Source organism: Methanolobus sp. WCC5 (assembly GCF_045690325.1).
Taxonomy (GTDB): Archaea; Halobacteriota; Methanosarcinia; order Methanosarcinales; family Methanosarcinaceae; genus Methanolobus.
In genome coordinates this window covers 1,409,892-1,430,308 of sequence record NZ_CP146981.1, presented here as the reverse complement: position 1 = coordinate 1,430,308, position 20,417 = coordinate 1,409,892, and the positions used below count along the sequence as shown (strand labels likewise).

18 protein-coding genes are annotated in these 20,417 nt (G+C 36.8%); 9 read left to right on the top strand and 9 right to left on the bottom strand.

Annotated features, from left to right (window positions below; genetic code table 11):
• Positions 1-219 precede the first annotated feature (219 nt).
• The 5 genes from V7O64_RS06750 to V7O64_RS06730 all read left to right on the top strand — a co-directional run bounded on the left by V7O64_RS06750 (position 220) and on the right by V7O64_RS06730 (position 4,897).
• Entirely contained in the window at positions 220-1,650 is a 1,431-nt protein-coding gene (locus tag V7O64_RS06750) for a flippase (protein ID WP_407357235.1), read from the top strand.
• Between the two features lie 220 nt (positions 1,651-1,870).
• A complete protein-coding gene (locus tag V7O64_RS06745) occupies positions 1,871-3,091 on the top strand; it encodes a glycosyltransferase (RefSeq protein ID WP_407357234.1) in 1,221 nt (406 codons plus the stop codon).
• Positions 3,092-3,380: 289 nt separating this feature from the next.
• Positions 3,381-3,854 (top strand): transposase, encoded by a 474-nt coding sequence (locus V7O64_RS06740; RefSeq protein WP_407357233.1) that lies wholly within the window; start codon positions 3,381-3,383, stop codon positions 3,852-3,854.
• 36 nt (positions 3,855-3,890) lie between these two features.
• Positions 3,891-4,535, top strand: a complete 645-nt coding sequence (locus tag V7O64_RS06735; RefSeq protein ID WP_407357232.1) for a transposase — start codon at positions 3,891-3,893, stop codon at positions 4,533-4,535.
• Positions 4,532-4,897, top strand: a complete 366-nt coding sequence (locus tag V7O64_RS06730; protein WP_407357231.1) for a transposase — start codon at positions 4,532-4,534, stop codon at positions 4,895-4,897. Before V7O64_RS06735 ends, V7O64_RS06730 begins: the two co-directional genes overlap by 4 nt.
• A gap of 605 nt (positions 4,898-5,502) precedes the next feature.
• On the opposite strand, the gene V7O64_RS06725 is transcribed toward V7O64_RS06730, so the two are convergent.
• The 8 genes from V7O64_RS06725 to V7O64_RS06690 all read right to left on the bottom strand — a co-directional run bounded on the left by V7O64_RS06725 (position 5,503) and on the right by V7O64_RS06690 (position 14,146).
• Complete coding sequence (locus V7O64_RS06725) at positions 5,503-6,276, bottom strand: sugar nucleotide-binding protein (protein ID WP_407357230.1); 774 nt, start codon at positions 6,274-6,276, stop codon at positions 5,503-5,505.
• A gap of 131 nt (positions 6,277-6,407) precedes the next feature.
• Positions 6,408-7,640: a glycosyltransferase gene (locus V7O64_RS06720; RefSeq protein WP_407357229.1), complete on the bottom strand. Its 1,233-nt coding sequence runs from the start codon at positions 7,638-7,640 to the stop codon at positions 6,408-6,410.
• Between the two features lie 238 nt (positions 7,641-7,878).
• Positions 7,879-8,460: a hypothetical protein gene (locus V7O64_RS06715; protein ID WP_407357228.1), complete on the bottom strand. Its 582-nt coding sequence runs from the start codon at positions 8,458-8,460 to the stop codon at positions 7,879-7,881.
• A 455-nt stretch (positions 8,461-8,915) separates the two neighbouring features.
• Positions 8,916-9,902: a polysaccharide biosynthesis protein gene (locus V7O64_RS06710; protein WP_407357227.1), complete on the bottom strand. Its 987-nt coding sequence runs from the start codon at positions 9,900-9,902 to the stop codon at positions 8,916-8,918.
• Positions 9,895-10,974 (bottom strand): non-hydrolyzing UDP-N-acetylglucosamine 2-epimerase, encoded by a 1,080-nt coding sequence (wecB, locus tag V7O64_RS06705; protein WP_407357226.1) that lies wholly within the window; start codon positions 10,972-10,974, stop codon positions 9,895-9,897. Before wecB ends, V7O64_RS06710 begins: the two co-directional genes overlap by 8 nt.
• Entirely contained in the window at positions 10,940-11,746 is an 807-nt protein-coding gene (locus tag V7O64_RS06700; RefSeq protein WP_407357225.1) for a class I SAM-dependent methyltransferase, read from the bottom strand. Before V7O64_RS06700 ends, wecB begins: the two co-directional genes overlap by 35 nt.
• 26 nt (positions 11,747-11,772) lie before the next feature.
• Positions 11,773-12,984 carry a glycosyltransferase family 4 protein gene (locus tag V7O64_RS06695; RefSeq protein WP_407357224.1) on the bottom strand — a complete coding sequence of 404 codons (1,212 nt, stop codon included), beginning with the start codon at positions 12,982-12,984 and terminating at the stop codon, positions 11,773-11,775.
• A complete protein-coding gene (locus tag V7O64_RS06690; RefSeq protein ID WP_407357223.1) occupies positions 12,947-14,146 on the bottom strand; it encodes a glycosyltransferase family 4 protein in 1,200 nt (399 codons plus the stop codon). The genes V7O64_RS06695 and V7O64_RS06690 overlap by 38 nt, the downstream gene beginning before the upstream one ends.
• 316 nt (positions 14,147-14,462) lie before the next feature.
• Here V7O64_RS06690 and V7O64_RS06685 point away from each other — a divergent pair, with 316 nt between their 5' ends.
• On the top strand, positions 14,463-15,590 hold the full coding sequence (locus V7O64_RS06685; protein ID WP_407357222.1) for a glycosyltransferase: 1,128 nt from the start codon (positions 14,463-14,465) through the stop codon (positions 15,588-15,590).
• An 18-nt stretch (positions 15,591-15,608) separates the two neighbouring features.
• Positions 15,609-16,157 (top strand): class I SAM-dependent methyltransferase, encoded by a 549-nt coding sequence (locus tag V7O64_RS06680; RefSeq protein ID WP_407357221.1) that lies wholly within the window; start codon positions 15,609-15,611, stop codon positions 16,155-16,157.
• A 203-nt stretch (positions 16,158-16,360) separates the two neighbouring features.
• Here the strand turns inward: V7O64_RS06680 and V7O64_RS06675 are convergent, their stop codons facing one another.
• Positions 16,361-17,734: a mannose-1-phosphate guanylyltransferase/mannose-6-phosphate isomerase gene (locus V7O64_RS06675; protein WP_407357220.1), complete on the bottom strand. Its 1,374-nt coding sequence runs from the start codon at positions 17,732-17,734 to the stop codon at positions 16,361-16,363.
• A 322-nt stretch (positions 17,735-18,056) separates the two neighbouring features.
• Between V7O64_RS06675 and V7O64_RS06670 the strand changes: the two genes are divergently transcribed.
• Both V7O64_RS06670 and gltA read left to right on the top strand, forming a co-directional pair.
• Positions 18,057-18,923 carry a sulfide/dihydroorotate dehydrogenase-like FAD/NAD-binding protein gene (locus V7O64_RS06670; protein WP_407357219.1) on the top strand — a complete coding sequence of 289 codons (867 nt, stop codon included), beginning with the start codon at positions 18,057-18,059 and terminating at the stop codon, positions 18,921-18,923.
• A complete protein-coding gene (gene gltA, locus V7O64_RS06665; RefSeq protein WP_407357218.1) occupies positions 18,923-20,293 on the top strand; it encodes an NADPH-dependent glutamate synthase in 1,371 nt (456 codons plus the stop codon). Before V7O64_RS06670 ends, gltA begins: the two co-directional genes overlap by 1 nt.
• Positions 20,294-20,417 lie beyond the last annotated feature (124 nt).

Sequence of the window (20,417 nt, the reverse complement as noted above, 5' to 3'; positions counted from 1 at the left end):
TACACTAATAGATGGCATGTTAAATATAAGTGTTGTTAAAAATAGAGTTTGTCTAGCTCTGTAGAAAAACCTATTCTTTAGAGAGGCTGATCAGAGTGATACTTTTATATGGTTGTTAATCTTTTTTGACCTAATAGTCTTAAGCAGGTAAATTCTCAACATTTCATATATTAAAACATCTCAATAATGTCTGGATTAAATATTCTCCAATCACGCATCATGAATATAGGTGCAGTTCAGCGTCAGAGTATAATCTTATTTATCTGGCAGATTGCATATACCTTCATTGGATTTCTAAGTACAATCTATTTTGCACGTACAGTCGGTGCAAGCGTTCTGGGTGGGTATTTTTTATTTGTTGCATATTTTACTGTAATTAGTCTGGTTACTGATGGAGGATTTGGAGGAGCTGCGGTTAAGCGCATCAGCGAGGGAAAAGAGCAAAATGAGTACTTTAGCGCTTTTGTTGTACTTCGGTCTCTATTTGTGATATTGGTTATAGTCATACTTCTAATTTCTCGCAGGTATTTTGTCGATTTCAATGATGCAGGAACATTTATGTGGTTTTTGTTGGCACTGGCAGTATCAGTAATGTTTGGAGCAATTTCAGGTGCTATGCAGGGATGTGGCAAAGTTGGGGTACAGGCTACCGGGAATTTTGTTAATAACATTTCACGAATAATTGTTCAAGTCATTGCAGTTTTTTTTGGTTTTGGAACTGCTGGGCTTGCAGGTGGTTTTGTTTTTGGGATGTTAGTAGGAACTCTACTACAATTACACTTTTTTGGATTGTCTTTTGTCTCCTTTGAATGGAAACACATTAAGAATCTAGCAACATTTTCGGCATGGATTTTTTTAATTTCAAGCGGAGTAATAGTATTTTCTACTTCAGATACAATCATGATTGGTTACTACCTAAATAATTCTGATGTGGGTGTTTACCGTATAGCTTTGCAGTTAAGTGCAATGGCAGGATTCACTGCAATTGCACTTCGTTCAACGCTATGGCCAAGAGTTAGCCGATGGAGCAAAATAGGTGAAACTGGCTTAATAGAAGAGTCAATATCTCGTGCATTTACATACTCTATTATTTTAGCCGTACCTATGTTTGCCGGGGGGATTTTGTTAGGTGACAAGATATTATATTTTTTTTATGGGGAAGAGTTTGCAGGGGGTTATATCTCAATGATAGTATTGTTGATTGTGCAAATAGTAACTATTATTTACTATCTTTTTTCTGCGTATCTAACTGCACTTGATAATCTAAAAGATTTATCGAAAGTAACCATGATAGCAGTTGCTATAAACATTGCATTGAATGCGGCGTTAATACCTTTGGTGGGAATTGCAGGTGCTGCGATTGCTACACTTCTTACTATGGGGTTAAACGCGATTCTGGCATCTCGGCTTTTATCAAAAATTCTAACAATCAGAATTGAGTATGGGTGTTTAATGAATATTCTAAAAGCATCGATCATGATGTCACTTTTTATTGGTATGTATAGACTAATGATACCAATTTCGAATGTATGGCAAGTGATAATTCCGATTATTCTTGGAGGTGGAATATATGCAGTATTGGTATTGAAATATGACGGAAAGATTTATGAAGAGATAAAGAGTGTGATAACTGGTATTCGAAGTAAGTAATATTGTTACTCTTGGTTTTGATTGTCAAAGTTAGCTCAGTTTCTGAAAATTAGTGATAGATAAAAAGTTATTGATTAATACGTAATATTCTTGAAGTTGACTATGCTTTTATTCATATTTGAAACAATGATATTAACAGAAATGATTATATCATAGAATTAATAATTATATTCACTGGAAATTTATTTTCAATTTTAAAAATTCATAGGGGAATAGCTTTTTGAAAATACTTCTACTAACAGATGTACCTCCATGTCAAAATCTAACAGCTGGTCTTATTCTTGACCAGTTATGTCGGTTTTTACCAAAAGGTTCAATTGCCTGTTTTGCAGTTGTAAATCCAAGTTTAAACGCCCGCATTTCTTCAGATCTTGATTGGATTCCAATAGAATATACTGAAAAGCCTCGAGAATTTGCTTTTCGTGTTTTACCCAATAAATTTGGAAGCTTTACTGCACTAATAAACGAAAGATATAATTCATTAGTTACTAAGAAAATTGCATCAAAAGCAGTTAATTTTGGGCAAGAATTTTGTCCAGATATTGTTTGGTGTGTCTTACAAGGACAAACAATGATTCGTCTTGCTCTTCCAGTTTCGAAGAGTTTAGGAGTACCTTTACTCACACACGTTTGGGATCCGCCACAATGGTGGATGCGAGCAAATAAAATAGATAGCATATCATCATCTCTTATATTAAAGGAATTTGATGTAGCTATACGATCAAGTGATGGATGTTTTACTGCTTCTTGGGCTATGGCACAGCAATATATGCGTGATTACAGAACTAGAACAGTTCCATTCATATCCAGTATTGATTCAAGTTTTGCTTTTGAACCTGCTACGAATATTCATTCTGGTAATGATTTAATTATTGGAATGGCAGGACAAATTTATTCTGTTGAAGAATGGAATGCACTAATTACTGCATTAGAAAAAGTGGATTGGATGATTTGCAATCGCAAAGTAAAAATTAGACTACTAGGGAACAAAGTGCGTTCTGATGCAAAACAAGATATCAATATTGAATTTCTTGGCTGGAAATCTCAGAAAGAAACAATAAAATTAATGTCGGAGGCAGATATTCTATACTGTCCATATTGGTTTGATAAAACTTTTGAGGATGAAGCCAGATTGAGTTTCCCTTCAAAACTGACTACATACCTAGCAGCTGGCAGGCCGGTTCTTTTTCATGGTCCAGAGTACGCTTCTCCTGCTCAGTTCCTTGAAGAAAATAATGCTGGTTTATGTTGCTATTCATTGGAAACTGGAAAGATAATTGATTCGTTGGTAAGATTGGTTTCTGAACCTGATTTATATGCGAAATTAACTCATAATGGTACAGCTGCATTTAATAAATATTTAACATTGGAGTCTATGAAAAAACGCTTTGCTGATTTTTTGCAAGTTGAGGAGAGCTTTTTAGTAGATGTAAAGAGTTAAAACCGACTTTCCGCAGATGTCCTTGGAATTTTGAGAATTATCTGGATTCTAGCTATTCATCAATTATAGTAGCAAAATTCTATCAGTTTATGATATTTAGTAAGTTTTACATTAAGGAGACTGTCGGAAAAGTCAGTTCACTTTGTCTTAAATTTACAATAGTATATATATATATATATATATACCAAATCCATTTTAAGTAAATAATCACTATCAATAGATGCATTTATATTCTTATAGGACAATTGTGTATAAATAATTTGATTAGTATGTGATATAAATGTATTCTGTGTCTAATTCCAAGCAAACAACATTTGTATATGGGCCTGAAATATACGAAAAACTGATACTAAAGGACCACTTGCTTTACAAGATAAATGAAAAGGTAGATTTCTCATTCATCAATGAGGTCTGCAAAGACCTCTACTCATCAAACAAAGGTAGGCCTGTAACAAACACTCCCGAGATGTTGCTTCGCTCTGCAGTAGTCCAATATCTCTATGATTATTCGGATAGGCAGATGGAGTATGAAGCACAAGTGAACATAATGGTAAAATGGTTCATCGGGTTAAATTTGGAAGATAATGCATACGATCATAGTGCATTGGGGTATTTCAGAGATAAGCTTGGGAGTGATAAATGGAATGATGTTTTTTACCAGCTATTAAAACAGATCCAGGATGCTGGTTTTTCAAAAGGTAGCACACAATATATTGATGCAACACATGTGATTGCCAATATTGCTATTCCAGGTACGATTTGAATAATAAGGCAAGGGATCACTGAAGTTCTTAAGTCATTGAAGAAAATAGATCATCATCTCTACAAAAACCTTGGTGGTAAAAGACAGGCACTAAAAAGAGAAAAAGTCTACCATTTGAACCAAAAAGAGAAAGAGGAAAAACTGGTGGATATTGTAAAAGAAGCACAAAATGTGATTCAGAAAACAGAATGTTTTGATGAGCCTGTTAAGGAAAAAGTAGAGATATTAAAACGTATATTGGGAGAAAATGTCCTGGAAGAAGAAGGGAACGTTTGCAGAAGAAAAGGTCAGGTAAAAGATAGGATTGTAAATCCAGTGGACCCTGGTGCCAGACATGGTGCAAAATCAGATGACAAGAAGTTTGTTGGCTATAAAGTGAATTCTACAATGTCAGAAGATGGATTCATAACTAACATCAATGCCACTTGTGGTAACAGTTATGATGGAGACCTATTATTACCACTTATCGATAAGGGGTTAGCTAACGGACAAATGATCAGCAAAGTAGTGGCAGATGGTGCTTATGGTAGTGCTGCTAATCGATTTGAAATATTAAAGAGGGATGCTGTACTTATTGCACCAGTAAGTAAAGATGCAAATACATCTGGTGATTATTACCCACAAGCAATGTTTAGTATAGATGAATCGGGTGTTACTTGTCTGCAGGTCACAGGACAATGATCTCATATCACGACAAGAAAAAAGGCACAATTCTTTATCATTTCAAAAAGAGTGATTGTCATGAGTGCAGTTTGAAACAAAAATGTACAAAACTTGACCACAGGACTATCACAGTAAGCAAACATTATTCTATTTTTGAGGAGGCTAAAAGATACAGTAAATCTCAGGAGTATAAAGACGATATGAAGATGAGGGCACACATAGAACCAAAACAAGGTGAGATGAAAAGATTTCATGGACTGCAAAGAGCAAAGTTCTGGGGAATAGAGAAACTAAATGTTCAGGCAATGTTAACCGGAATTGTGGTAAACATCAAGAGATTTGTAAAATTGAGTAGTGATAGCTATCGTAACATGTGTTGAAAATGGAGAAGCTATGATTGGATTCATGAAATATTAAGAACGATATGGTCTATTGGACAAAAAAGTATCAATCAAATAACGAAATCTGTCTAAAATAAAATAGTGTCGCAAAAATTTGCGCTTATTATGGGTGAATGGGATTTTTACCCTGTATTTTCCGACAGTCTCTAAGAGACTGTCGGAAAAGTCGGCTCGTATGAAAATTAAAAACAATTATAGCAACAATAGCCAAGAACACACCAATTACATTTTTCTTCAAAGTAGTTGTTGATACTGATTCTATAATTGTTCATGACTATTTAACTCTGCGCGCATAGCAGAACTTGTCTTTTTCAGGGACTTTTCCTAGTGTCTCTTAAACATTAGTATGCGCAAATCTATGGTAAAGAAAAATATCCATTTTTCTCCAGACATCTGCGGAATATAAATTTTAGCCAAATTTTTAGTTTTTTTATCAGGAAAATCTATTTGTCAGTTTAAACAATTTCGTGAAAAATTCTACGATTTTGCCTCTTTATGCCTTAGAATCAGTTACACTGCCATCTGCAGTGTGCCAAGGTTGTCTATGTAAATCAAATGAGGATTTTTACAGAGCCATTACTTGCTTATGACTTTATTGAGTATTCATACAACTCTTCAATCATTTTTTCATATGAAGGGATACTATATTCCAAGAAATCGTTGTCTTCAGTTTTGTTATCCTTTAAGGCATCAAATCGATTAATTTGTATTGATTTTCCATATGTATCTCTAATTAGTTCTAGAAGATTATATTTGGATATTTTGTTTTCAGAACGTAAATTTTTAATTCCGTATGGTTTTTGATCTGAATTGATGTAAAAATATATGAACTTAGCTAACTCTAATGTGGTTATTCCATCCCATATAACATTCGTATAGCCGTTTATTTCCCCCTCTTGCCTCATAAACCATTCAAACAATCCTTCGCCATCTCTTTTTAATTCTGGACCAATAATACTTGTTCTTATGGTCAAATGTGAAGGATAATCAATTTCTCCAGCTCTCTTGCTTCGCCCATAAACATCATTATCCATATAACAATCAGTGCTCAAATGAATTACATTTGCACCAATCTCATCTGCAATTTTTACTAATTGGTGAGGAAATAGAGAATTTACTTTGATTGCATTTATTGGATTTTCATTGCATTTCGTTCTCAAAAGCCCAATACAATTTATAATATAATCAATTGGATTTGCCTTTAACCTATATTCAATATTTTCAAAATTTTTTATCGCATTAAATTTATATTCTAATAGTTCATCTGAATTAATAACTTCTAGATTGGGTAAATCATTTAGATAGTCATAAACTATGTGACCTGCCATTCCTCTATGACCCAATACTAATATTTTCATTATATTTACTCCTCAAATATATAAGCAAAAACAAAACGGAATATTTGTTTAGTTCACCAAGATAAATATATATTCTTGATTGAATTTAGTGACATTTATTTGACAATGCCTTCTTTATTCGACATTCATAGTTAATTAGTTTTTTCTCTTCGCTGTTTAATTACTTCGCCATATAATTCTATCATTTTATCCATAAAATCATCAGCATCATAATTTTTCTTAACTAAATCAAGAGCGGATTTTCCAATTTTTTGACGTATTTCAGGATTATTTATCAGACTTTCGACTGTACGTCTCAACGCATCAACATCTCCTTGTGGGACCGCAATTCCACCGTTTGGTGCAAAAATTACTTCTGGCAAAGAGGTTCCCTCAAAAACAACTACTGTTTTTTCACACGCCATAGCTTCGATAGCCATCACACCAAAAGCTTCTGCTGTAGATGGCATAAGGAAAATATCACATGCATTGTAAAATACAGGCAGTTCGTTTTCGCTGATCCATCCTAAATCTAATATATGATATTCTTCTCTAAAATCATCAAATAAATTTTTTTCGCCAATTGTCAAAAGACAAATTTGTTTATCACAATTAAGTTTTTTAATGCACTCTCTAATATAAGACAAACCTTTAAATTCACTAGTTGTTGCCCTGAATGCAAGTACTACACAATCTGGATTAATCCCTAAAAACAGTTTTGTTTTTTTTACATCACTGGGGTTAAATACATCTAAATCAATTCCAAATGGAATATAGTGTACACGTGTTTTAGAAAGTAGTGGACTTTGCTTTGCCATATTTAGCATCCACTTTGAAGCAACAACGATATCTATGTCGGAATTGTGGAATACCCATTTCTTAATTTTCCACATAAATCTTGTGTTATCTATAAACATAGGTATGTGTGTGTTTAAATTAGGGCAGTTCCCACATCCTGTTTTCCATCTCACACAATCAAGAGGGTAGATACAATGTCCTGTCATCGCCCAAGGGTCATGTAGTGTCCAGATAGTTGGTTTCATTTTTGACAACTTTGGCAAAGTGATTATGCTAAAAAAACCAGCATGTATAAGATGGTAATGAACAAGATTCGCAGAATGAAAGCGCCTGTCAAAAAAAAACTGTAAGGATAAAGGATATAAAACTGACTGAATTGACAATATCTTTTCAATTTGCTTGATGGCAAAAATTAAAGCTCTTGAACCTACAAAGCTACCTAATCTCCAAGTGTTTTTATCATTTGTTTTCTTAACCCAGACACATAACTGCGATTTAATTCCTCGATTGAGAAGTTGTTGGTGTAATTCTGTACCATTAAATCGAGCACCAGCTGTATCGATATTTCCTACTTGTATGGTTTTCATTCTAGCATATTCCTGCTTTTAAATTATTGAAACATACAGGGTATTTTGATTCAATATTTTCTTTCATGCATACTGCCAAAATAAATTATCTCATCTCTCTATTGTAACTTCTACATTATTCTAATTAATCTCGTCACTTTTTTTCAAAATTCTAATTTATCCGAATGTTCGCCATTTTTATTAATCTACTTTCGACCAATATGTATTGATTATTCTACTCCAATCAATGTCTAATACTCTAGCATTTAAAATTCTTAATCGCCCATATAGCCCCAAAGGGAGGATCAAGTGGTCTTTCCATATTATCGGTTTTATGATAGTCCTCTGATATGTACAAGTCCCAGGATTCATCAAAGTCCTCTGGCAACCAGCCAGATTTATGTTCCTGATATGATCCTCCATCGTATCCCCAAATATCTTTTCCGTCCGGGTGTTCCTGTGGTAAAAAACCAAGTGGTGTAAAAATAGCGATTTGTTGACTGGCTACTAACTCGGTGGCCTTTAATAATTCTCTACCTTCTTCTTTTTCCAGATGTTCAATTACATCAACCAAAAGAATGGTGTCTATAGATTTAGGCGGAAAAATTTTGACTACTTGATTCCATCCAACATTCATAACAACGTAATTTTTTTTATTTTTTAGTTTGTCCTGTAATACTTTAACATATTGGTTGAAAGGTTCACAACATATATTTATTTTAGCTTTAACTAATGATTGAGGGTTGATTCCGCATCCAATATCCAATACAGTATTTGCCCGCTTTAATTTCTTTTTTGCAGTCTTGTACAGTTTTTCACTTGGAATATAGTTTATACTCATTTTAAACTCTCCTATGTAAGGGACTGTTGAAATCGCCTATCTCTTAATGAATTATTATACTCTCGTTATTGTCAAATATTTAGCTACAAATTCCTTAACTTCATTTTAAACCTATTGAGTATTGCTCTACTAGTGTTTTCCCAATGGCTTTAGCGGATTATAAACTTCATTTGTGCAAACGATACTTTTTTCCAGCTATATTATCTGCTATGAACAATCCAATTATTATTAATAAATATAGTTAAAGACCTTTGGTTTGTAACTTATGAGTTCTAAAACCATGGTCCATTGGTAGTAATAGCAATACCGTAAGTTTCAAACAATCGGTTCTTAACTATAAATTGAATGTTGGTGTTAAATAATGCAAATTTGCTTTTTCCTCCATATTAAAACTGTCGTTATTATATATTTGAATTATCGGAATCAGTTGTTACCGACAATTCACAATTTTTTATTTAAATAAATCCTCCATCTTTCAGTTTTTCCTTAATTTCCATCTTACTCATCAATCTGTCGCATGATGAATAATTGTGACCGGTGAATTTTTCGAATTGATCATACTTGTCCCGAACACCATTCACATTCAGGGAAGGCAATATCACATAATATGAATCGTCAAATACGATTGTGTCCTTTGCTTCATACTCTGAGATCAGTACCTCATGGAGTTTTTCTCCGGGGCGAATCCCTATTTCATGGAGCTTGCCCTGTCCGCCGAGTTCTTCTATCATAACTTCTGCCAAATCGGTAATTTTGCATGCAGGCATCTTTGTGACAAATATCTCACCACCGTAGCAGTGTTCAATTGCTTTGAATAAAAGTCCAATGGCTTCTTCTAATGTCATAAAGTAGCGAGTCATATTGTAATCTGTTATAGGTACATCCTTTCCAGCTTGGATAAGATCCTTGAAGAAAGGTATTATACTACCCCTGGTTCCCATTACATTGCCTGCTCTGATGCATACGAATCTGGTATCTTTTCTTCTTTCATTGGCATGAATAGTCAGTTTCTCCCCGACAGACTTACAAACCCCATACATATTTATCGGGGCACATGCCTTATCTGTTGAGACATCAATTACCAGTTTTACTTTATTGTTTATTGCTGCACGTATCACGTTTTCGGTTCCAACTATGTTAGTATTAACTGATTGCCAAGGATTACTTTCACAGATAGGTACATGTTTTAGTGCAGCCAGGTGGAATACATAATCAACATCTCTCATTGACTCTGATAATGAATTCAGACTTCTTACATCTCCTATGACAAACTTCAATTTTGGGTTGTTATTGAACCGTCGTTGCATTTCGACCTGCGGCAATTCTCCACGTGAATAAATAATGATTTCCTTTGGGTCATACTTTTCAAATAGTTGTTTTGTGAGTTCATTGCCCCAAGAACCACTTCCACCGGTAATTAATATATTTTGACCATTAAACACTTTTATACCTCAATAGAATTTTAATAATTTTATCTGATACATCATCTTGATAATCGTAGGGTCCACGCAGATTATGCACATCCATATTTGATATTACATTAAAGCTGTCCAATATTTCTTCTTTATTCACCCCTGCCATAAAAACACCCCCGCAGTCTAATAACTCGGGTCTTTCGGTTGATGTCCTCATTAAAATACAGGGCACTGAAAGAATGGTTGCTTCCTCTTGGACGGTTCCAGAATCTGTGATAATACAAAATGCATTCATTTCGAGTTTCAAAAAATCTATGAAACCGAATGGCTTCATAAACATCAGATTTTCATCCAGATCAATTTTGATGTGTTCAAGTCTTTTTCTAGTACGTGGATGTGTACTTACAACTACCTTATATTTTTTTGCTATATATGACAATGTCTCGCAAATACCAGCCAGCAATTCAGGGTCGTCAACATTTTCTTCCCTGTGCATAGTTACTAAAACATATTTTTCATCTTTTTCGATGCATAAGTTATCAAGTACTTTACTGTTGTCTGTTTTTCCGATAAATTTCCTTATTATTTCTGCAATTGGATTTCCAGTAACAAAAATCTTGCGTGGATGATAACCTTCCAACAATAATTGTTCTTTGCTCCTTTGGGTGTAAGGCAATAAAATATCAGAGCAAGAATCAATGATTCTTCTATTAACCTCTTCAGGAACCTTATCAGAATAGCATCTATTCCCTGCTTCCATATGAAATACAGGGATGCCTGACCGCTTCGCAACTATAGCACTGAGTCCAGAGTTCGTATCACCTAAAATTAACACAGCATCTGGTTTTTCTTTCAATAAAATCTCTTCTGTTTTTTCCAGAATCGTAGAGATTTGTTTGAAAAGAGTCTCTGCTTTTGAATTCATAAAGTAATCAGGTTTTCGAATTGATAACTCTTCAAAAAATACTTCATTAAGCTCATAATCGAAATTCTGGCCTGTGTGAACTAAGAGATGCTCCATATATCGATCAAGTTTTTTGATTGTTTCTGACAACCTGATAAGCTCAGGTCGCGTCCCGACAATTGTTATCACTTTCATAAGAATTCTCATTCAGTGTAGTTGTATAGCTTTTTGTTTTTGCAAATAAAAATACATTGCCGCCAAAAACAGAGATAAATACAGATAATGGGACACACTTATAAAATAACCTCTGCATCATATAGAATATTTTCTTAATTTTTTGATTTTGGTGATACCGGGCATTGTTATATTCAAGAACTTCTTTATCCTGCTGAATACTATATGGAAAAAAATTAATAATTTCAAAATGGTTTTTAATTAATTTCAATGTTTCTCCAACTGTGTACTCGTGATAATGGCCACTTGGATGATTCTCTCCCAATACTACAGGATTCTTTGAAAAATTTCGCTTCAGCTGAGTATAAATCGCTTTTTCAATAGGCATTTTAAGTGCGATATGCTCTGTTCTTGTTTTAACTTGTTCTAAGAAGCCATTATCATCCTTAAAATGTTCCACGATATCTGACAATATTATCAAATCATATTTTTTATGAATAGTTTCTTCTAAAAGGTTTGCATGTATTTGATTCACAATCAGATATCTTTCTTTACCGAGATTTATTGCATCCTCAGATAGTTCATAATTATCAAGTGTCTGGAAATATTTATATTTACCTATATAAAAAAGATTGCCTCCGGTGCTACCACCGATTTCAGCGACTTTATTTATTTTGTCTAAATATTTAGTCGGTATTACTGAATACAAATACTTTGCATTATTTTGATAACCAATATCATCTTTAGTGTCTGATTCTCTAAACCAGTTCTCATAGAATTCTTTATCGTACATTTTGTTCTTCATACCTCTCTTTTTTATTAATGTTTCGTATAAGATATAAAGCATTCAATTAATTTATCTCCTAATTTATCCCAAGTGTATTTTTCTAAAATTAATTTTTTGGCAGCATCTCCAAGTTGTTTGCGTAATTCTGGATTTTCAATTAAAGTGGTTATTTTATCGGCCAAGTCCTGAACATTATCAGCTTCATATAATAAACCAGTTTTTCCGTGAGTCACAACATCTTCGACACATTCCAAGTCACTATGCACAACAGCTTTTCCACAAAGCATGTATTCGAAAACCTTTACAGGACTCCCTGCCCTACATATAAGGTTTCCCGGAAAAGGATTTACACAAATGTCTGCAGAATTGATGAATTTAGGAATTTCGCTGTATGGTTGTAGTTCAACAAAAATCACATTATCTTTGAGGCCGTACATTTCAACCTTTTCAATGAATTCTTTCATTTCTTTCTCAATATAGCTACCTACTAATACAAGTTTTGTATTTTTATGTTTTTTGATAACTAAATCCATAGCATCAAGCAAATCAGATATACCAAAAGATTTATACAAAGCACCGGTATACATTATTACATTAAATCCTTCTAGTTCATATTTTGTAACGACATCGCTGTAGTTTATTTTTTTGTTAAATATGTTAGCATCGGCACCACAAGGTATAGTGTATATTTTCTTTTTACTTATGCCTTCTTTTATACAATATTCCTTTAGAAAAGGAGTTGTAATAATAATGTCTGCATGCTTTAATATTCTTTTTTGGATGGAACCATTTATTTTCAGCACAGAATTGCTTGTATTCGAGTTTGGTACATATGTGTTCCATTCCCAGGAGAAATCACTAAATTCAAGAACAAATGGTTTTTTAAATATTCTTGAACATATCAATCCGACACCTCCACTGTATAAGTGAGGATTGAAACAATATATTATATTTGTATCCAAAACTTTTAATATTTTAAATGATTGGAGGAACATTTTCACGGACAAAATAAATTCCCGTTCAATTCCACTCATCCTGTGAAATCTTGAAAATATTGACGAGTACGTTACATCGCAGGTACTTATATTTGCATTTATAATGTTTTTCTGTAAGTAATCATAGTCGTCCGAATTCACAACCATTGAAGTTTCATAGCCTTTTATGCCAATATGTGACAACAAAGGGACAATTCTTTTGCTGCCACCATCATTTTTGTTGACTTGGCCAATGAATAGTAACTTCATTTTTCCCTCCTATATTGTTATGTACAGGAGAATTGATTAATTCAAAATATAAGTTTTCCATTTCTTTCATATTCTCTTCCCAATTATATTCTTTTGTTATTATTGCAAAATTGCTCTTATGATCTGCTACTTCGATATTCTCTATGGCATTAATTATCTTTTTAGCAAGTACTGTTGAATCTTTCGGGGGATATATGTCAAAAACCAACCCATTCCTTTTCAATTCTTTAGTTATGGATATTTCAGCTAAAATGACTGGTAAGCCGCACGCCATTGCCTCAAGATTTGAAATGCCCAAGCTATCTGACAATGAAGTTGAAACGTAAACGCTTCCACAAGAAAAATATTGTTTGAGTTCTTCATTTGGAACGTACTCAATAAACTTCACGTTGTTTGAGATATCCAATTTATCAACCATTCTCTTAAGTTTAGTTTCTAACGTGCCTTTGCCAAGCAGAATGAATTTCGTATCTGGAACTTCCTTGATTACAAGAGGGATTGCATCAATTAGGCATTCAATATTATAAACTGGCTCAAAGTTTCGTGCGCTGATAATTATTGGGTTTCGTTCCCATCCAAGTTGTTCTCTTATAAGGGAAGTAGAGGAATCAATTTCTAGGTTAAATCTTTTAGTGTCAATGCCAAAAGGACATATTTTAATATTGGATTTGGAAATTCCAAAAGATGAGGTAATCTCCTCAGCCATATATTCAGATACAGCATGTATTATGTCAGCCTTTTCAAGACTGAACTTGGTAAAACGCCACAAAAGTCTTGAATTATTGGGAATAATAAGCACATCGCTTCCCCATGCACTCACGACAAGTGGGTGAAATCCAAGAAGAGCTCCATGGAATCCAAATTTTGTTATGAAATGTGCATGAACCACATCAGGCTTAATTTTTTTAATGATGCGCATAATTTTAAAATGTCTGAAAGGAAAAGCAAGATATAGATTATTAAACAATGAACCTACAATATGAATATCCACGCCATCAATTTGTTTAGTAGGAGGTTTATAAGTAAGCAAATGTATTTCATGTCCCTGATTTAAAATATATTCAACATACCTTGTCGTGTGAATAACAGTTGCATCAGCAATTATGCAGATTTTCATATTCCCTCTTATTAATCTTGCTTCTTCAAATGAAATTTTCATCATCTATTCTTTTTGGAATCAAAGCAAGTCAAAACGTAATTGTATTTATAATCCTTACTATATAATTGCTTATCTGCAATTAAATTATTTGCAATTGGTTTAAACCTTATATATAAGGTTTCTTTTAAATCCACAACATCTTACTCTATACTCTAAATTTTAACTGCAATAATAACTCTTTTCTGGTTTTCCGTCATGAGCAGATTTTAAAATAATAAAGCTTATTTTTCTAAAATGTAATATATATATATATATGCATATATAATTATTTATGTAACCGAGATGAATACTTATATGCTTTTATTGTATAAAGAAAAGCATGAATTTTTTGCTAATTTCAACTTTGCTAATAACTGCAATCCCCATACTTGTTTACTCTCTATATATTGCTGCAGTGCTGTTAAGAAAGTCCCCATCTCTAAAAAATATTAAAAACTATTCTAATATCTCTGTCATCATCCCTACATACAACGAAAGTGAAGTAATTGATCACCGCATTAAAAATCTAAAAGACATCAACTACCCTACAGATAAAATCCATGCCATAGTTGTAGATGACCAGTCATCCGATGACACAGTGCAACTTACAAAATCAGCATTTCAAAAATACGCAATTTCCGGCGAAGTCATTGTAAAAGAGAAACGTACCGGTACCAATGCATCGGTCAACCTAGGTGTCTCAAAAGCCAAAACCGATATTGTTGTAACAACGGATGCAGATGTCACCTTCGAGGACAATGCTCTGAATTATGCAATTGGCAGATTGCTCAGTGACGAAAAGATAGGGGCAGTATGTGGTGAACTTGAGCCTATAGTGAAAAAGAATTCCTTCACCACAAGTTCTGAAAAAGCATATCGCACAGTATATGGTAAAATATGTACATGGGAAAGCAATATACATTCTACATACTGTTTTAATGGCCCGCTTATCGTCCTAAGAAAAAAGGCTTTTTCGCCGATACCGGAAACTCACGGTGCATCAGATGCGGGTATGGCACTCCGAATTATCCGGAATGGCTACAGGTGTTTCTACGAACCCAATGCAAAATTTTATGAGTACATTACAGGTGACTTTAGTCAACAACGCCGTCAGAAACTGCGTCGATCTGCAAGACTTCTTGAAGCAACGATCTATAATATGGACCTCATATCTCCAAAATATGGCAAGTTTGGTTTGTTCGTTTTCCCTCTTAGGATCCTGATGTTTTTTGTGGTGCCTGTTGCGTTCTTCACAAGCGTTATTTTATGGTCATACTTGCTTGCACAGATTAATCTGGTGTATGGTATAGGTGTCTTAATCGCTTTTTTCCTTGCACTTATCTCAGGTAATTGGCATTCTAATCTGGTGTCTTCTTTTATATGGCACCAAATCTATTTGCTATTGAGCATGAAGCGTATGTTCAGGGGGATGCATGTTTGGAAGGCAATAGAAAGAAAGAAGGTTTAAATATTTATAATGATTACTTTGTACGAGAATGATTTTATGGTGTCCAGTTTTTTTAAAAAATACATGAATGTATCAGATCCCGGGTCTTTTATCACAAAGTTAAGGGTTAAACGTTTTATCCTATTTAATGAACTCGTCTCAGATATTCAACCTCCTGTGAAGATACTTGATATTGGTGGTACTGTAAACTTCTGGGAAAAATGGGGGGTTGCGGGAGACGACAGTTATGAAATTATTGTGCTGAATATGGATTTTAATGAAAGTGGCCACTCTAACATTAAAGTAGTAGTAGGGGACGCAAGAGATTTAAGCACTTATTCATCAAACCAGTTTGATGTTGTTTTTTCAAATTCCGTAATAGAGCATGTTGGTACATATGATGATCAACGGAGAATGGCAGAAGAGGTGCAGAGAGTTGGACGACGGTATTTTATCCAGACTCCAAATTATTACTTCCCGTTCGAACCTCATTTCCTGTTTCCATTTTACCAGTTTTTTCCTCAGTGGCTGAAAGTTTTATTGATACAAAACTTTAATTTGGGCTGGAGAACACGGCTGTCCAGATAGGCTAAAAGCTATTGAATGTGCAAATTCTGTAAAATTACTCAGTAAAAAGGAAGTTCAGGAACTATTTCCTTCGAGTAAGATATATGAAGAGAAGATGCTTATGATGACATATTCTATAATTGCATATAATTGATTGGCAAGATTCTCTCCCATTTACAAAAAAAGTGAGTACTTTTTATCGATTGTTACCTTAAAATAGTCTCTTAGATTCTCCCATATTCATCATCAAATCTCACAATATCATCCTCTTCCACATACTCTCCCAGCTGCACTTCAATGATCTCCAGCGGGAGTCTCCCTGAATTCGACAGCCTGTGCTTCGAGCCCGCCTTGATGAATGTACTCTCACCCTGCCTTAGGAAGAATTTCTGCCCGTCGTTCTCCACGCACGCCATTCCCTTAACGACCACCCAGTGCTCGCTCCTGTGATGATGGAGCTGCAGGCTTAGTTTCTTTCCAGGGAGGACCGATATGTTCTTTATCTTATGGCCACCCGAGTTCTCAAGCAGGGTATAGGAGCCCCCGGGACGATAAACGGTCTCATGGATGTTTATACGCTCGTCATTTCTCTTTTTGAGAAAGCCCACCACTTCTTTAACCTTCTCGCTGCTCTTCCTGGGACATATCAGGAGGGCGTCGGTGGTGTCAACAACTATCATATCATTTATATCGATCAGTGAAACCAGCTTGTTAGAATTGGAATGCACAAAGTTGTTGCCGGAATCGACAAATACATTTTGGCATGAAAGTGTGCAATTATTGGACTTATCCTTCTCCCATTCAGCGTAGAATGCGTCAAAATTCCCAAGGTCACTCCATTTGCAGCCAAGCCTGACAACGCTGACCCTCGAGGATTTCTCCATGATGCCGTAATCAATGGAGATGTTTGGCATCTCTGCATATATTTCCTGTATGGTACCGGAGTTCTCAAAAGCGTTCCATACATCCGGGGCTAATTGCTGCACTTCTTCTAAAAAGACCCCTGTGTCCATAAGGAACATGCCGCTGTTCCAGAGACAACCTTCTGAAATGTATCTTTGCGCATCTTCCTGACAGGGTTTCTCCCTGAACTCAGAAACCTTGTGACCGATATCAAGCTCTTCTCCTGGCTTGATATAACCATATCCCGTATGTGGGGAAGAGGGAGCTATCCCGAAGGTCACCATGTATCCGGAGGTCAACTTTTCAGCACCGGAAATGGTTTCCATTGCGATTGGGTCAAGCACATGATCTGAAGAGAAGACGCCGACAACTGACCTTCCATGTGCTTTATCTATTTCCTTCATCCCATAACATATAGCTGGAAGAGTGTTCTTTCCTTCGGGCTCAAGAAGCAGGTTCTCAACAGGGAGGTCATATCCAAGCTCTTCAACCTGCCCGATCGCAAAATACTTGTGGACCTCATTTGTAACGACATATATCTCTGATATGTCTGACACTTGCAGGCACCTTGATACTGTATCCTGGAAAAGGGATTTGTCCTTTATCTTCAGGAACTGTTTAGGATAGAGTTCCCGGCTAAGTGGCCATAAACGTGTTCCCGATCCGCCTGCAAGAATTATTGACTTTATGCACATTCCTCCGCTTTAACTAAGTGGAAATTGTTTGCTTCGTATAAATAAACATACGAATATATTAGTAAATCACAGAGGGTAATCAGGCCAGTACCTTTTAACTCTGGTAACAAATTTATTTCATTGTCCCCGTCCCTTGATCCTACAGACAAGAATAGATAGGATAAGGGATATATCATTGGTACTGGACAATAAACGTTCTTTCCTAACAATCGGACAAGTCATAGTCCATTTCCTACTGTTCCTACTTAAATCTTAAGTACTAGAACTCTAATCATATGCACTATTTCTATCAATATTTATCAATCCCTAACAGTGTGATCACATGTCATATACAATTCTTGAAAAGAAGCAGATAGCACCCCAGGTGCATCTGATGAAGGTGCTGGCACCGGATGTAGCTAAGGCTGCAAAGGCAGGTCAGTTCATTATTTTACGCATCGATGAAACCGGCGAGCGCATCCCTCTTACAATTGCTGATTTTGATGCCGGCGAAGGTTACGTCACAATTATCTTCCAGGAAATGGGTAAAACCACAAAGCAACTAGCAAAGATGAGCGACAAGGATGTACTGCAGGATTTTGTCGGACCGCTGGGAAAACCTGCTGACGTGAGGAAGCTGGGCACTGTCATCCTTGTAGGCGGCGGCGTTGGGATCGCCCCCGTATATCCTCAGGTCAGGGCCTACCGTGAAGCGGGTAACAAGGTCATATCCGTGATCGGTGCAAGGAACAAGGAACTTCTCATACTCGAGGATGAGATGAGGGCGACAAGTGATGAGCTCCATATTGCCACAGATGATGGTTCAAAAGGTCACCACGGCTTTGTGACCGATGTTGTAAAGCAGATCCTTGACAGTGGTGAGGATATTGCCAGGATCGTGGTCATAGGGCCTCCTATACTGATGAAGGTTGCATCAGGCATGACCGCTCCTTATGGTGTGGAGACCATCGTGAGCCTCAACCCTATAATGATCGACGGCACCGGGATGTGCGGCGGGTGCAGGGTCTCTGTGGGAGGCGAGACGAAGTTCGCCTGTGTGGATGGTCCGGAGTTCGATGCGCATAAGGTGGATTTCAATCTTCTGATGAGCCGCCTGGCGCTCTACAGGGACGAAGAATCCAGATGCCTTGAGGACCATGGGCACAAACATGATCCTGACCACAAATGCACATGCAGGGGTGAGAACTGATGGTCCACAGACAGGCAATGCCCCATCAGGATGCTAAAGAGCGTGCGCACAATTTCAATGAGGTCGCGCTGGGATATTCCTCTGAACAGGCAATTGCCGAGGCCTCCAGATGTCTTGAGTGCAAAAATCCCAGGTGTGTGGACGGATGTCCTGTTAACATCGACATCCCCGCTTTTATTTCCTGGATGAAGGCAGGAGATTTTGACAGGGCTATAGACATCATAAAACTTACCAACTCCCTTCCTGCCGTGTGCGGGCGTGTATGTCCCCAGGAAGTGCAGTGTGAGGAACTGTGTGTGCTGGCAAAGAAAGGCGAGCCTGTTGCAATAGGCCGTCTTGAGCGTTTCTGCGCTGACCATGAAAGGGAAAAGGGTGTAGTGCCTCCTTCAAAAGTGGAGCACACGGGAAAGAAGGTCGCTGTCATTGGCGCCGGTCCTGCAGGCCTGACAGCAGCAGCAGACCTTGCAAAGGCAGGTCATGAGGTTACGATATTCGAATCCCTTCACGATACAGGAGGTGTGCTTACCTACGGCATCCCCGAGTTCAGGCTGCCAAAATCCATAGTAAAGGAAGAGGTGGACTACATCAGGCAGCTTGGTGTTGACCTGAAGGTCGATTATGTCATAGGTAAGATAAAGACCCTTGATGAGCTCAGGGAAGATTTCGATGCGGTTTTCCTTGGCACAGGTGCAGGGCTGCCCAAATTCATGGGAATCCCCGGTGAGAACCTCAATGGTGTATATTCGGCCAACGAGTTCCTGACACGGGTCAACCTTATGAAAGCCTACCAGTTCCCAAACTATGATACCCCTATCAAGAAAGGAAAGAAAGTGATCGTAGTGGGCGGCGGCAATGTTGCAATGGATGCCGCACGCAGTGCACTTCGCCTTGGTGCTGAGGAGGTCAGCATAGTCTACAGACGCAGTGATGATGAGCTCCCTGCAAGAAGGGAAGAGATAGACAATGCAAAGGAAGAAGGCATAGTTTTCAGGCTACTCACCAATCCTGTGCGTATACTTGAAGGTGAGAACATGACCGTAAATGGCGTGGAATGCATCAGGATGGAACTGGGAGAGCCGGACGAGTCCGGACGCAGAAGTCCCGTGCCCAAAGAAGGCTCAGAACATGTAATTGATGCTGATGTTGTTATCATTGCCATAGGTACCTCACCCAACCCAATGATCTTCTCCGGCTCAAGTGGTCTGCAGACAAATTCCAGGGGTACCATCATCGTTGATGAGAATGGAAGAACTTCCCTTGATAATGTCTATGCTGCAGGGGATGCCGTCACTGGCGCCGCAACTGTGATCAGTGCCATGGGAGCTGCCAAGGTGGCTGCAGCAAGCATCAACAGGATGCTGAGCAACTGATATTGTTATGACCCGAGCAGATACCTGAACATCCCCGGTCCGAACATCACTGCAAAATGATCACATTATCATGTCCTATCTGCCCGGCATGTCCGGGTGGCTTCTTTTGGCTTCTTTTCTTTTC

What these genes read in the sequence shown, in the direction of transcription:
- V7O64_RS06750 (WP_407357235.1), top strand. Translation starts at nt 220, where the DNA reads ATGAATATAGGTGCAGTTCAGCGTCAGAGTATAATCTTATTTATCTGG.
- V7O64_RS06730 (WP_407357231.1), top strand. Translation starts at nt 4,532, where the DNA reads ATGATCTCATATCACGACAAGAAAAAAGGCACAATTCTTTATCATTTC.
- V7O64_RS06725 (WP_407357230.1), bottom strand. Translation starts at nt 6,276, where the DNA reads ATGAAAATATTAGTATTGGGTCATAGAGGAATGGCAGGTCACATAGTT.
- V7O64_RS06720 (WP_407357229.1), bottom strand. Translation starts at nt 7,640, where the DNA reads ATGAAAACCATACAAGTAGGAAATATCGATACAGCTGGTGCTCGATTT.
- V7O64_RS06715 (WP_407357228.1), bottom strand. Translation starts at nt 8,460, where the DNA reads ATGAGTATAAACTATATTCCAAGTGAAAAACTGTACAAGACTGCAAAA.
- wecB (WP_407357226.1), bottom strand. Translation starts at nt 10,974, where the DNA reads ATGAAAGTGATAACAATTGTCGGGACGCGACCTGAGCTTATCAGGTTG.
- V7O64_RS06700 (WP_407357225.1), bottom strand. Translation starts at nt 11,746, where the DNA reads ATGTACGATAAAGAATTCTATGAGAACTGGTTTAGAGAATCAGACACT.
- V7O64_RS06695 (WP_407357224.1), bottom strand. Translation starts at nt 12,984, where the DNA reads ATGAAGTTACTATTCATTGGCCAAGTCAACAAAAATGATGGTGGCAGC.
- V7O64_RS06690 (WP_407357223.1), bottom strand. Translation starts at nt 14,146, where the DNA reads ATGATGAAAATTTCATTTGAAGAAGCAAGATTAATAAGAGGGAATATG.
- V7O64_RS06685 (WP_407357222.1), top strand. Translation starts at nt 14,463, where the DNA reads ATGAATTTTTTGCTAATTTCAACTTTGCTAATAACTGCAATCCCCATA.
- V7O64_RS06675 (WP_407357220.1), bottom strand. Translation starts at nt 17,734, where the DNA reads ATGTGCATAAAGTCAATAATTCTTGCAGGCGGATCGGGAACACGTTTA.
- V7O64_RS06670 (WP_407357219.1), top strand. Translation starts at nt 18,057, where the DNA reads ATGTCATATACAATTCTTGAAAAGAAGCAGATAGCACCCCAGGTGCAT.
- gltA (WP_407357218.1), top strand. Translation starts at nt 18,923, where the DNA reads ATGGTCCACAGACAGGCAATGCCCCATCAGGATGCTAAAGAGCGTGCG.